This is a genomic window from Streptomyces sp. NPDC048288 (assembly GCF_043201555.1).
GTDB lineage: Bacteria > Actinomycetota > Actinomycetes > Streptomycetales > Streptomycetaceae > Streptomyces.
The window spans coordinates 89,253-102,549 of record NZ_JBICZD010000010.1; the positions used below are offsets into that span (position 1 = coordinate 89,253).

Here is a 13,297-nt window from a genome sequence, read left to right on the forward strand (position 1 = left end):
TTGTCGCAACCAACGCCGAGGAGTTGCCCTTCACGTCACCCCCTGTACGTTTCCGTGCCCGGCGCGATGCGGCGCGCCGAGCTTCACCGGGGTGGCCCAGCGGTCCGGCAGAGGCCACCCGGTCGGCGGGCAACGGCCCGTCATCCGTGGGTGGCCACACAACGCACGGGCTCAGTCCTCGACCGGGTCCACCCGCCAGTCGGGGTGACCCGGCATCGGCGGGGTGTCCGGCCCGTACAGCCACGGGGTCAGAAACGGCGTCAGATCCTCACCCGCGACCTCTGAGGCGAGGGCGACGAATTCCCGGGTGCCGGCCGCGCGGCCCCGGTACCTGGTCACCCAGGTCCGTTCGATCCGGTCGAACGTCTCGTCACCGACCTTCTCCCGCAGGGCATACAGCACCAGCGCCGAGCCGTCGTACCGCATCACCTTGAAGAGCGTCGGCTCGGTGGGCTCGGCGGGCGCGCCGTCGTCGTGCCGCCACTGGTCGTGCTGCTCGTACGCGGCCCGCATGGCGTCCTCCATGCCGACGCCGCCGTGCTCGGCGGAGTAGAGCCGCTCGTAGAAACGGGCGTGACCCTCACTCAGCCACAGATCGGACCAGCGCCGGACGGCAACGCTGTCACCCGTCCAATGGTGTGTCAGCTCGTGGACGAGGTTGCGCTCGGCGTCCACCCGGTCGCCCAGCAGGTCGTCCTTGGGTACGACGGACAGCGACTGCGTCTCGAGGGCCACCGGCAGGTCAGTGTCCCCGACCAGTACGCCGTAGCGCCGGAACGGGTACGGGCCGAGCCGCTTCTCCAGCCAGGCGAGGTGTTCCGGGGTAAGCGCGCGCTGCTCCGCGGTGTCCGCGACCAGGCCGTCCGGCACGACGTCCCGGACGGGCAGCCCGCGCGGGCCGGTGCTGTCGAGGACCGTGAACCTCCCGATCGCCACCTGGACCAGCTGGGCCGCGATGGGCTCCTCGGAGTCGTAGGTCCACCGGACCCGTCCGCCGGGGCGCCCGGCGCGGTCGACGAGCCGGCCGTTGGCGACCGCGCGGATTCCCGGCGGGGTGGTGATGTGGAAGGTGACGGGCGCCCGCAGGCTGGGGTGGTCGTCCACCGGGAAGACCAGCTTGGCGCCGTCGGGCTGAGCGCAGATCAGGGTGCCGTCGGGGGTGGGCACCCAGCCGTACTCCCGGATCGCGTCGCTCCGCCGCCGGCGCTGGGTCGGGTCGGCGGTGTAGGTGACGCGGACGGTGAACGTGCCGCCGCGCGGGATCGCCCGCGCGGGGGTGACGACGAGTTCGTCGCCGTCGCGGACGAAGGCGGCCGGTGCCCCGTCGACGGTGACCTTGTGCAGGGTGTTGCCCGCGAAGTCGAGGTCGAACCGGGACAGGGCCTGGGTGGCGGTGGCGCTGATGGTGGTCCCGGCCTCGAAGGGCGTCGCGGGTGCCCGCCAGTCGAAGTCGAGGGTGTAACGGCGGACGGTGTAGCCGCCGTTGCCGTCCAGGGGCATGAGCGGGTCGCCGATGCCCGGCGCGCCGGGGGCGGGGGCCGGTCCGGACGGGGCGGCCGAGGGGCCCGGAGCGGGGGAGCCGGGGCCCTCGTGCGGGAGGCCCGCGAGAACGGCGTCGCAGGTGAGGGCGACGGCACCGCCGAGGGCCAGGGCGAGGGCCACGCGGCGGACGCGAGCGGTGGTGATCTCCATGGGCAGCACTGTGGCAGGAGTATCAGGTTATAGCACTATATGTACCCCATGGGTGCGCCCGTGCGGGTCGGGTGGGCGCCGGCCGGGCGCCGGCCTGTCGTCGGCCGGTCTCCCCATTGCGGCCGATGGTCAACTCCCCGTAGAACACCGGCCATGAGAAGACGGATCGTCATGTCCATGCTCGCAGGGGCGACCCTCCTCGCGAGCACCCTCCTCGGTACCGGTGCCCCCGCCGCCCGGGCCGCCGACGTCCCGGCCGAGTTCGGCACCGACTGGCACGACCCGGTGACCGCGGCTCCGCCGGTGTCGGTGCCCAAGGGCGCCAAGTCCTGCCAGGTCACCCTGGCCGAGGCCCAGTTCCGCGACTTCACGCCGTACCAGGGGACGTACACGCCACCCCGGGGCTGCGGTGACCGGTGGAGCAAGGTGGTGCTGCGGCTCGACGGCAAGGTGAAGGGCCGTCAGTACGACCGCCTGGGCTATCTGCACGTCGGCGGCGTCGAGGTACTGCGCACCTCCACGCCCGAGCCCTCCCCGGACGGCATCGAGTGGCATGTGGAGAAGGACGTCACACGCTACAGCGACACCTTCCGCACCGCCCAGGACGTCGAGATGCTCATCGGCAACGTCGTCGACGACACCTACACCGGGGTCATCGACGTCAAGGCCACACTCACCTTCTACGAGGGGCGCGCGCAGCCCGCCGCCGTCCCCGACAAGGTGCTGACCCTGACCGACGGCACCACCCTCACCACCCCGCGCAACAGCGAACGCATCGTCGCCGAGGTGTACGCCACCGGATCCGGCGGCGGCTGCGAGGAGTTCTGGTACCTGACCGTGGCCGACCCGGCGTCGTACTCCTGCAAGGCGGACAAGGGGCCGTACCGGGAGGTGCAGATCAAGGTCGACGGCCAACTGGCGGGAATCGCGGCGCCGTTCCCGAACGTGTGGACCGGCGGCTGGTCCAACCCCTTCCTCTGGTACGTCATTCCGGGCCCGCGCGCCTTCGACGTCAAGCCGATCGAATACGACCTGACGCCGTTCGCCGGACTGCTCAACGACGGTCGCCCGCACCAGGTCGAGGTCTCCGTCGCCGGGGTGCCCGAGGGGCAGGCCGGCTGGAGCGCGCCGGTGAACGTGCTGGTCTGGCAGGACGCGCACCGCGCCCGCGTCACCGGGAAGCTCACCGGGGCCACGGCCTCCGACCCCGCCAACTCCTCGGTGTACACGCCGGGTTCGGGGGAGTACCGGGTCGACACCGACGCCGGGCACCGGTTCACCGCCGCCGGATACCTCGACACCTCGCACGGCCGGGTGACCACCACCGTCAGCCGGACGCTGGCCAACACCTCCGTCCACCGCTGGAACGACGGCGAGACCACCGACGCGCTCGACGCCACCTGGACCGACGACCAGAAGATCACGGTGACAGCGGCGGGCGGGGCGCCCCGGACGACCGCCACCCGCCGGACGTACACCATGGACGGCGCCATCACCGTCGGCGCCGACGATCGGCTGCGCACCGAACTCACCCTCGGCGACCGGGCGACGGTCGTGGGAGCCGGAGGCGGCCGGTCGCGCCTCGACGACACCTACCGCGGTGACGCGACGTACACCCTGGGCGTACCGCGCGACCAGCGGCACGCGGTCGGCACGTCGAGCGAGCGGTACCGGCTGTACGGCCCCGGCGGGTGCTACGACCGTTCGCTGGCCACCGAACAGGGGGTGCTGACGGAGGACCGCAGCGGCTGCTGAGGCGAGTTGTGTGCGATGGGTCACTCGGAACGTGATTTACACGGCTGATACACGGTGGTCTCGGACGGGATCAAGAAGACCTCCAGAGTGGTCGACGCGGAAGCCGCTTTCCGTATCGCAGAAGTCCCGCTCGGCTTCCGCGAGTCGATCCCCCCACCAGGAGTGCCCGTGCCGCAGTCCGTACCGTCCCTGCCGCGACGCGTCGCACGCATACTGCGTACCTCTCTCTTCGCGCAGGTCGCCTGCGCGCTCGTGCTCGGCATCGTCGTCGGGCGGCTGTGGCCCGGGTTCGCCTCGGACCTCCAGCCGCTCGGCGACGGCTTCACCCGGCTGATCAAGACGATCATCTCGCCGCTCGTCTTCTGCGTGGTCGTCGTCGGCATCGCCAAGGCCGGTGACCTGAAGGCCTTCGGGCGGATCGGGCTCAAGGCCCTGATCTGGTTCGAGGTGGCCAGCACGCTCGCGCTGGTCATCGGCCTGGTCGCCGCCAACCTCGTCCAGCCCGGCTCCGGGATGCACGTCGACCCGGCCACGCTGAGCGCCAAGGCGGTCGACGCCAAGACGGGCGGCGGCTCGCTGCCCTCGACCACCGAGTTCGTGCTCAACGCCCTGCCCACCAGTTTCATCGGCGCCTTCGCCGAGAACTCCCTGCTCCAAGTGCTCGTCCTGGCCTGCCTGGTGGGCGCGGCCCTGCTCCACCTCGGCCACACCAAGGTGCCCCAGGTGCTGCCGGCCGTCGAGCAGGCCCAGGAGATCATCTTCGCGATCGTCGGCTTCGTGATGCGCCTCGCCCCGATCGCCGTCTTCGGCGCGATGGCCGTCCTGATCGGCCAGTACGGGCTGGGCGTCATCGAGACCTACGCCAAGCTCATCGTCCTCTGCTACGCGGCCGCCGCCCTCTTCATCGCCCTGCTCGCCGTCGCCCTGAAGGCCCTCACCGGGCTCAGTCTCTGGAAGTTCGTCCGCTACATCCGCGCGGAGCTGCTGCTCGCGCTGGGCACCGCCTCCACGGAGTCCGTGCTGCCGCGCGTGATGCAGAAGCTGCGCAGGGCGGGCGCGCGGGACGACGCCGTCGGCCTTGTGCTGCCCACCGGATACTCCTTCAACCTCGACGGCGCCTCGCTCTATCTCTCCATCGGCACCCTGTTCATCGCGCAGGCCGTGGGCGTCGACCTGAGTCTCGGTCAGCAGATCACCGTGGTCCTGGTGCTGATGCTCACCAGCAAGGGCATGGCCGGCATCCCCGGCTCGGCCTTCCTCGCGCTGTCCGCGACCGCCTCCTCGCTCGGGGCGATCCCGGCCGGTGCCGTCGCCCTGCTGCTCGGCGTCGACCGCATCATGGACTCGATGCGCGTCGTCACCAACCTGCTCGGCAACTGCGTCGCCGTGTTCGCGGTGTCCCGCTGGGAGGGCGCGCTGGACATCGAGCGGGCGAAGCGGGTGCTCGGCGGCGAGACCGGGACGGTCGAGGAAGAGGCCGAGGTGCCGGCCGAGGAGCCGGTGGCCCGAAGCTGACCGTACGGCGGAAAGCGGCTCCCCTCTCGGAGAGGCAGGGGAGCCGCTTCGCCACGTCTCAGCAGCGCTTCGCCGGCACCGGTCCGTCGACCAGCGTGTCCAGCAGCCCGCCCAGCACCTTGCGCTGCTCCTCGGAGAGCGGGGCCAGGATCTCCTCGGCGGCGGACCGGCGTGCCGCCCGCAGCTCGCGCAGGGTCTCGCGCCCCTCGTCCGTGATCTCGATCCGGGTCACCCGGCGGTTCGTCGGATCCGCCACCCGGCGCACCTTGCCGCTCGCCTCCAGACCGTCGACCAGGGTCGTCACCGCGCGCGGCACCACCTCCAGGCGCTCGGCGAGGTCGGCCATGCGCGGCGGCGCGTCGTAGTGCGCGAGGGTGCGCAGCAGGCGGGACTGCGCCGGGGTGACGCCGAGATCGCGCGCCTCCAGATGGCGCTTCTGGATACGCCACACCCGGCGCGTCAGACGCAGCAGCTGCTCGGCGAGCGGGCCGTCGGGATCGGGGGTGCTCATGCGGGAATAATATCAGGACCTAGTTCATTGTGAGCATAGGTAACAGTGAGCTATGCTCCGTCAGTCCGCACACACCGCACCCATCCGTAGGAGCCATGCCCCGAGACGAGATCAACTGGACCCCCGACGGCACCTCGGCCGGACAGCCCCGCCAGGTACGCCGCATCCTCACGCTCTTCCGCCCCTACCGCGGCCGGCTCGCGATCGTCGGCCTGCTGGTCGGCGCCTCCTCGCTGGTCTCGGTCGCCACGCCGTTCCTGCTGAAGGCGACCCTCGACACCGCGATCCCGCAGGGCCGCACCGGACTGCTCAGCCTGCTCGCGCTGGGCATGATCCTCAGTGCCGTCCTCTCCAGCGTCTTCGGCGTCCTGCAGACGCTGATATCCACCACCGTCGGCCAGCGCGTCATGCACGACCTGCGCACCGCCGTCTACGGCCGGCTGCAGCGCATGTCGCTCGCCTTCTTCACCCGCACCCGCACCGGCGAGGTGCAGTCCCGCATTGCCAACGACATCGGCGGCATGCAGGCCACCGTCACCTCCACCGCCACCTCCCTGGTCTCCAACCTGACCAGCGTGGTCGCCACGATCGTCGCGATGCTCGCCCTCGACTGGCGGCTCACCGTCGTCTCGCTGGTCCTGCTCCCCGTCTTCGTGTGGATCAGCCGCCGGGTCGGCAACGAACGCAAGAAGATCACCACCCAGCGCCAGAAACAGATGGCCGCGATGGCCGCCACGGTCACCGAGTCCCTCTCCGTCAGCGGCATCCTGCTCGGCCGCACCATGGGCCGCGCCGACTCGCTCACCGCCTCCTTCGCCGAGGAGTCCGACCAACTGGTCGACCTGGAAGTGCGCTCGAACATGGCCGGCCGCTGGCGGATGGCCGTGATCACGATCGTGATGGCCGCGATGCCCGCCGTCATCTACTGGACCGCCGGCATGGCCCTCCAGACGGGCGGCCCGCAGATCTCGCTCGGCACCATCGTCGCCTTCGTCTCGCTCCAGCAGGGCCTGTTCCGCCCGGCCGTGAGCCTGCTGGCGACCGGCGTCCAGATCCAGACCTCCCTCGCGCTCTTCCAGCGCATCTTCGAGTACCTCGACCTGCCCATCGACATCACCGAGCGGGACGAGCCGGTGCATCTGGACCGGGTCAAGGGCGAGGTGCGCTTCGAGAAGGTCGAGTTCAGGTACGACGACAAGGGCGGCCCCGTCCTCGACGGCATCGACCTCACCGTCCCGGCGGGCGGCAGCCTGGCCGTCGTAGGCCCGACCGGCGCGGGCAAGTCCACGCTCGGCTACCTGGTTCCCCGCCTCTACGACGTCACCGGCGGCCGGGTCACGGTGGACGGCGTCGACGTCCGTGACCTCGACTTCGACACCCTCGCCCGCGCGGTCGGCGTCGTCTCCCAGGAGACGTACCTCTTCCACGCCTCGGTCGCCGACAACCTGCGCTTCGCCAAGCCGGACGCGACCGACGAGGAACTCCACGCGGCCGCCCGCGCGGCCCAGATCCACGACCACATCGCCGGGCTGCCCGACGGCTACGACACGGTCGTCGGCGAGCGCGGTCACCGCTTCTCCGGCGGCGAGAAGCAGCGGCTGGCCATCGCCCGCACCATCCTGCGCGACCCGCCGGTCCTGATCCTCGACGAGGCGACCAGCGCTCTGGACACCCGCACCGAACACGCCGTCCAGGAAGCCATCGACGCGCTGTCGGCCAACCGGACGACGCTCACCATCGCCCACCGGCTGTCCACGATCCGCGGCGCCGACCAGATCGTAGTCCTGGACTCCGGGCAGGTGGCCGAACGCGGCACCCACGAGGAACTTCTGGAACTCGACGGGCGGTACGCGGAACTGGTGCGGCGGGACGCCCGGCTGGAGACGACGGGGGAGACGGCGGGGGAGACGGCGGGGGACCCGGCGGTCGAGCCCGACGTCCCGGTCGAGCCGGCCGGGACCGACGAGGCGAGCCAGTGGGAGGCGGCGCGACGGCCGGGGCGCCGACGGGGTGACCGGGGGCGCCGACACGCGACTCCACCGACAAACTGACGCCGACAAGCTGAAGATATGTCGGGTTTGAGGCAATATGCGGGCTAACGTTCCCGCATGCAGACGAACACTCCGCCACGGAACACGATCCGTCGGAACCCCGGCCGACCGCACCCGACTCGGCGCAGGACGGTCCGGCTCACGCGCCGGGGCAGGCTGCTGCTCGGTGTGACCGGCGCCGTCGTGGCGGGCGCCGCCGTGGCGGTGCCGCTGCTCTACCTGGCCCACAGCGGGACTTCCCGGCCCGCCACCCTGGTCATCCCGGAGGGCTGGCGCGCGTCCCAGGTCTACGACGCCGTCGACAAGGCCCTCGCCCTGCCCGCCGGCAGCACCAGGAAGTCCGTCGGCACCGCGGGCCTGAAACTGCCCGGCGACGCCGGGGGCAACCCGGAGGGCTATCTCTTCCCGGCCAGCTACCCCCTGGACAAGGACGCGACCCCGCAGTCGGTACTGCGGTACATGGTCGACACCGCCAACCAGAAGTTCGAGGGGGCGCCCGTCGCGGCGGGCGCGCAGCGCAACGCCATGAACGTCCACCAGGCGGTGATCATCGCCAGCATCGCCCAGGCCGAGGCCGGGAACAAGGCCGACATGGGGAAGGTGGCCCGGGTCATCTTCAACCGGCTGCAGAACGGCATGCCGCTGCAGATGGACTCCACCCTCAACTACGGCCTCAACCGCAGCACCCTCAAGACCACGCTGGACGACACCCGCAGCGAGAGCCCGTACAACTCCTACCAGCGCATGGGCCTACCGCCCAGCCCGATCGACAACCCGGGCGAGGACGCGATGCGCGCCGCGCTCAACCCGCCGCCGGGCAACTGGCTGTACTTCGTCACGGTCAAGCCGGGCGACACGCGGTTCACCGCCGACTACGCCGAACAGCAGCGCAACGTCGCCGAGTTCAACGCCGTGCAGAGCAGCAAGGCCCAGCAGCCGCCCCAGTCGTCCCGGTCGCCCCAGTCAGCCCAGTCGCCGCAGGCCTCGCAGCCGTCGCAGTCGTGGCGCTGAGCCGCCGCCCGCCGGTCAGGCGGCGGCGACCGGCTCCCCGGCGAGCAGCCTCCTGATGTCCCGGACGGCTTCCCGGCCTGCGCGGTTGGCGCCGATGGTGCTCGCCGAGGGGCCGTACCCGACGAGGTGGACGCGCGGATCGGCGACCGCGCGGCTCCCCTCGACCCGGATCCCGCCGCCCGGCTCGCGCAGCCGCAGCGGTGTCAGATGCTCCAGGGCGGCACGGAAACCGGTGGCCCAGAGGATGACATCGGCCTCGACCCGCCGCCCGTCGTCCCACTCCACCCCGTCCGCGGTGATGCGGTCGAACATCGGCTGCCGGTCCAGGACGCCGTCCTTCAGGCCCTGCCGGATCGCGTCGTTGAGGGGCAGCCCGGTGACCGAGACCACGCTCCGCGGCGGCAGCCCCTGCCGTACCCGCTCCTCCACCAGCGCCACCGCGGCCCGGCCCGCGCCCTCGTCGAAGGGGCCCTCGCGGAAGACCGGCGGCCGCCGGGTGACCCAGGTGGTGGACTTCGCGAACGGGGCCAGCTCCAGGAGATGCTGGGTGCCGGAGGCGCCGCCGCCGACGACCACGACCCGCTTCCCGGCGAACTCCTCCGGCCCGGCGTACTGCGCGGTGTGCAACTGCCGTCCGCGGAAGGTCTCCTGACCCGGATAGCGCGGCCAGAACGGCCGGTCCCAGGTGCCGGTCGCGTTGATCAGCGCCCGCGTCGACCAGTCACCGTGATCGGTCTCGACCAGCAGCCGCCCGCCCTCGCCCTCGCGCACCGCGCGGACGTCCGCGGGCCGCCGTACCCGCAGGTCGAAGGCGCGCTCGTACTCCGTGAAGTACCCGCCGATCACCTCGGCGGACGGCCGTGCCGGATCGGCCCCGGTCAGCTCCATGCCCGGCAGCGCGTGCATCCCGTGCACCTTGCCGTACGTCAGCGACGGCCACCGGTACTGCCAGGCGCCGCCCGGGGCGGCGGAGTGGTCCAGGACCACGAAGTCGCGGTCCGGCTCGAAACCGGTGCGCCGCAGGTGATAGGCGCTGGACAGACCCGCCTGACCAGCGCCTACGACGACTACCGCCACCTCACGCACATCGTTCACGCTTCTACCAACAGAGGGGCGGCCATGGATCTTCCCCACCCGGCCGCGCCGCTGCCGGCCCGGCGCATGGGCCAGGATGGGGGCATGTCGGATGCCTTCACCACACGCGAGATCCATGTCGCCACCGGAAGCCGGGAGCGGGTCGTCGACCTCACCGGCGACTGCGAGACCTTCCTCCGCGAGGCCGCGGCCGGCCGCGACGGACTGCTGAACATCTTCGTCCCGCACGCGACGGCCGGCATCGCCGTCATCGAGACCGGCGCCGGCAGCGACGACGACCTGCTCGCCGCCCTCCACACCCTGCTCCCCGCCGACGACCGCCGGCAGCACCGCCACGGCACCCCCGGCCACGGCCGCGACCACGTCCTCCCAGCCCTCGTCCCCCCACACGCCACCCTCCCCGTCATCAACGGCCGCCTGGAACTGGGCACTTGGCAGTCGGTGTGCCTGGTCGACACCAACAAGGACAATCCATCGCGAAAGGTGCGCTTTTCCTTTCTTGGGGGTTCTTGATTCCGTCCCGCTGCGCCGACGCTGACCGACGTGATCAATACGCCGCGTTCAGCAGATCGAGCGCGCTCTGCTGGCGTGCCGCGTCTGTCTGGTCGAGGGGGCCGTACCAGTGGAGTCCGTACTGGTCCAGGGCGTTGCGGTCGTTGGTGTGGGCGGTGTCTGCCTGGTGTTTGAGGTAGGTGCTGTAGGGGTGGTCGGGGAGGAGGGAGTCGAGTGTGCCGAGGCCGCGTGCGTCGGCGCCTTTGAAGGATGGTCCGTCGGCTCCGCAGTCGCCGGTCTCGCAGGGGTCGCGCAGGATGCCGTCGGAGGTGTGGAGCTGGGAGGTCGTGGTGGCGGCGTCGGCGATCTGCCGGGCGCCGGTGAGCAGCGCGGTGTCGCCGGTGGCCCGGTAGAGCTCGGTGAGGGCGCCGAGGAGGACGCCCTGGTTGTAGGACCAGACGGCCTGTCCGTTGTTGCCGCAGGTGGACAGGTCGATGCCGTCGTTGACCAGGTGGGAGCCGTTGACCATGCCGGTGCCCTGGAACCAGGTCCAGCCGGCGCGGGCGCGGCCGAGGTAGGCCGTGTCGCCCTGGACGCGGTTGTGGAGGGCGGCGTTGAGCTGGATGTAGAGGGAGTTGGCGATCGCGTTCTTGTACGTCTTCGCGGTGCTCCACCACACCCCGCCGCCGCAGGTGGAGTCCCAGTAGGCCGCCATGTGGTCGGCGTCCGCGCGGGCCGTGTCGAGATAGCGGGTGTCGCCGGTGAGGTCGTAGGCGGCGACCCAGGCGAGGCCCCACCAGCCGGTGTCGTCGATGTAGTCGTTGCGGAACTGCCCGCCCTGCGCGTTGATGTTGAGGTCGTAGGTGCGGGCGATCGCGTACCGGTAACTGCCCATGCCCGTCACGCGGATGTTGTCGATGACCGCCGTCAGGGCGTTCGCGGAGTTCCACCAGCCGGTGGTGTCGAAGAGGCCGGTTCCGTAGTCGTAGAAGGTCATCAGGCCGGTGGCGGCGGCGGTGCGCGGCTCGCCCGCGTTCCAGGTGGTGCGGGCCCAGGGGGTGCAGGCGATCTCGGTGCGGTCGCCGGCCTTTCCGCAGGCGCGCAGGGCGCCGACGCCGAGGTTGTTCCAGTCGTCCACGTTGTACATGAGCGTGCGCCAGCCGCGCTGCCCCGTGGGCACGGTGGTGTCGCCGAGCTTGCTGCCAGAGCTCCAGGTGCGGCCGCCGTCGAAGGAGCGGTCGAGCCACACCTCGTCGCCGGGGTTGCCGTTGTCGAGGGAGGCCCAGCCCATGGCGTCGGTGTCGTCGAAGTGCAGGACGATCGAGCGCCCGTAGACGCCCGCCGTGACCGGGGTGCGGTCGCCCGGGGCGAGCGCGGGGTCGCGGGTGTCGCAGTACTTGTTGCAGACGGTGGCCGCCGCGGCGGTGTCGGCGGCCACCGCCGGGGGTGAGAGGGGGAGGAGGACGGCGAACAGCGCCGGGGCGAGCGCTGACGCCAGCCGGCGCAGGGGGCGGACTCGTGGCCGGTGGGCGGGGGACATCGGGCCTCCCTGTGTGGGGGACAGGTGTGAGAGCGCTCTCGGACCGTAGGGAAGGGGCGGGGAGGCGTCAATGTCGCTCACGGGTACGGAAGTTGCACCCAGGTCTGCACTAAAGGGCACCCGCCAGCACCTCGGCGGCCGCGACCCCGGAGGCGGCCGTGGCGCCGTGTGTGAAGATCTGGGCGGCCGAGGGGACGACGGTGCCCGGCAGACCCATCTCCACGACGATCGCGTCGGGACGGGCGGCGAGGAGATCCGCGAGGGCCCGGGCCATCCACGCGTGCCGGGCGGCGTCGCGGACCACCACGACCAGGGGCCGCCCCGCGGCGGGTGCCAGCGCCTGTGTCCGGAGTGTGGTCGCGTGTGCCTGGAGGTCCTCGCGGCGCACCCGGACGGAGGTCGTCCCGGGCAGCCGCTCGCCCAGCGGGGCGGCCACGCCCCAGGGGGTCTCCTTGCCGATGGCGAGGTTGGTGGCGGGCGCCAGCTCCACCACGTGCGGCGCGGTGACCAGGGGGAGGGCGTGCCGTACGGCGCCGGTCAGCCGGATGGCGCGGCGGGCGGCGGCGAATCCGATGCCGCCGTCGCCCCAGGGGGCGAGGCCGACCGGGGTGAGCCCCGCCGACCAGGCCGCGAACTCCCGGACGCGACGGCTCGCCGTCACGAGTCGTTCCTCCGGCAGGTCCCCCGACCGGACGGCGTCCGCGAGGGTGTCCACGAGCAGGCCCACGGTGGCCTCCTCGGAGTTCTCGCCGCCGACGCAGACGGCGTCGGCACCGGCGGCGACGGCCCTGACCGTGGCTCCGCCGATCCCGTAGCGGCCGGTCACCGCACCCATCTCGATGGCGTCGGTGACGATCACGCCGTCGAACCCGAGTTCCTGGCGCAGCAGTTCCTCCAGGATGCGCCGGCTGAGGGTGGCGGGCAGGTCGGGGTCGTAGGCGGGCACCAGCAGGTGACCGCTCATCACCGCGCGGACGCCCGCCTCGATCGCCGCGCGGAACGGCGGCAGGGCCTGCTCGGCGATCCGGGCGCGGTCGGCGCCGTACACGGGCAGGCCGTGGTGGGAGTCGACGGCCACGTCGCCGTGGCCGGGGAAGTGCTTGGCGCAGGCGGCGACCCCGGCCGACTGGAGCCCCCGGATCCAGGCCCCGGTGTGCCGCGCCACCACCTTGGTGTCGACGCCGAAGGATCTGACCCCGATGATCGGGTTGTCGGGGTTGGAGTTCACATCCGCACTCGGCGCGTAGTCGAGGCTCACCCCGGCCGTGCGCAGCTGGCGGCCCAGGTCGGCGGCGACGGCCTCGGTCAGGTCGGTGTCGTCCACGGTTCCGAGTGCGAAGCTGCCCGGCCGGGTGGAGCCGGTCGCCGACTCGATCCGGGTGACGTCACCGGCCTCCTCGTCGATCGCGATGATCAACTCGGGGTTCTCCGCGCGTAGTTGCCCGGTCAGCCGGGCGACCTGATCGAGCGTGACGATGTTGCGGGAGAAGAGCACGACCGACGCGAGCCCGTCCCCGATCTCGCGCAGTACCCAGTCGGGGGCCTCGGTGCCCACGAACCCCGGCTGCAGGACGGAGCGCGCCAGCTGACGCAACCCCTCGCTGTGCGTACGGGAGACCATAGCGTGCACCCTCC

Annotated in this window: 10 protein-coding genes; 5 read left to right on the top strand and 5 right to left on the bottom strand. The window is 71.8% G+C overall.

The window, feature by feature from the left end:
- Positions 1–171: 171 nt before the first annotated feature.
- Positions 172–1,692, bottom strand: a complete 1,521-nt coding sequence (locus ACGFZS_RS32650) for a M1 family metallopeptidase (RefSeq protein WP_393798099.1) — start codon at positions 1,690–1,692, stop codon at positions 172–174.
- Between the two features lie 153 nt (positions 1,693–1,845).
- On the opposite strand from ACGFZS_RS32650, the gene ACGFZS_RS32655 reads away from it, so the two are divergent.
- Together ACGFZS_RS32655 and ACGFZS_RS32660 are read left to right on the top strand one after the other, a co-directional pair.
- Complete coding sequence (locus ACGFZS_RS32655) at positions 1,846–3,447, top strand: peptide-N4-asparagine amidase (RefSeq protein ID WP_393798100.1); 1,602 nt, start codon at positions 1,846–1,848, stop codon at positions 3,445–3,447.
- 168 nt (positions 3,448–3,615) lie between these two features.
- Positions 3,616–4,962 (top strand): cation:dicarboxylate symporter family transporter, encoded by a 1,347-nt coding sequence (locus ACGFZS_RS32660; RefSeq protein WP_393798101.1) that lies wholly within the window; start codon positions 3,616–3,618, stop codon positions 4,960–4,962.
- A gap of 58 nt (positions 4,963–5,020) precedes the next feature.
- Here ACGFZS_RS32660 and ACGFZS_RS32665 read toward each other — a convergent pair whose 3' ends face one another.
- Entirely contained in the window at positions 5,021–5,473 is a 453-nt protein-coding gene (locus ACGFZS_RS32665) for a MarR family transcriptional regulator (RefSeq protein WP_365694506.1), read from the bottom strand.
- 95 nt (positions 5,474–5,568) lie between these two features.
- Between ACGFZS_RS32665 and ACGFZS_RS32670 the strand changes: the two genes are divergently transcribed.
- Both ACGFZS_RS32670 and mltG read left to right on the top strand, forming a co-directional pair.
- On the top strand, positions 5,569–7,524 hold the full coding sequence (locus ACGFZS_RS32670; RefSeq protein ID WP_393798102.1) for an ABC transporter ATP-binding protein: 1,956 nt from the start codon (positions 5,569–5,571) through the stop codon (positions 7,522–7,524).
- Between the two features lie 57 nt (positions 7,525–7,581).
- Positions 7,582–8,535: an endolytic transglycosylase MltG gene (mltG, locus tag ACGFZS_RS32675; RefSeq protein WP_393798103.1), complete on the top strand. Its 954-nt coding sequence runs from the start codon at positions 7,582–7,584 to the stop codon at positions 8,533–8,535.
- Between the two features lie 15 nt (positions 8,536–8,550).
- Here the strand turns inward: mltG and ACGFZS_RS32680 are convergent, their stop codons facing one another.
- Entirely contained in the window at positions 8,551–9,630 is a 1,080-nt protein-coding gene (locus ACGFZS_RS32680) for an NAD(P)-binding domain-containing protein (protein ID WP_393798104.1), read from the bottom strand.
- Between the two features lie 84 nt (positions 9,631–9,714).
- Between ACGFZS_RS32680 and ACGFZS_RS32685 the strand changes: the two genes are divergently transcribed.
- Positions 9,715–10,143 carry a secondary thiamine-phosphate synthase enzyme YjbQ gene (locus tag ACGFZS_RS32685; RefSeq protein ID WP_393798359.1) on the top strand — a complete coding sequence of 143 codons (429 nt, stop codon included), beginning with the start codon at positions 9,715–9,717 and terminating at the stop codon, positions 10,141–10,143.
- A gap of 34 nt (positions 10,144–10,177) precedes the next feature.
- Here ACGFZS_RS32685 and ACGFZS_RS32690 read toward each other — a convergent pair whose 3' ends face one another.
- Together ACGFZS_RS32690 and ACGFZS_RS32695 are read right to left on the bottom strand one after the other, a co-directional pair.
- Entirely contained in the window at positions 10,178–11,662 is a 1,485-nt protein-coding gene (locus ACGFZS_RS32690) for a glycoside hydrolase family 76 protein (RefSeq protein WP_393798105.1), read from the bottom strand.
- Between the two features lie 109 nt (positions 11,663–11,771).
- Positions 11,772–13,283 carry a glycoside hydrolase family 3 protein gene (locus ACGFZS_RS32695; protein ID WP_393798106.1) on the bottom strand — a complete coding sequence of 504 codons (1,512 nt, stop codon included), beginning with the start codon at positions 13,281–13,283 and terminating at the stop codon, positions 11,772–11,774.
- Between the last annotated feature and the right edge of the window lie 14 nt (positions 13,284–13,297).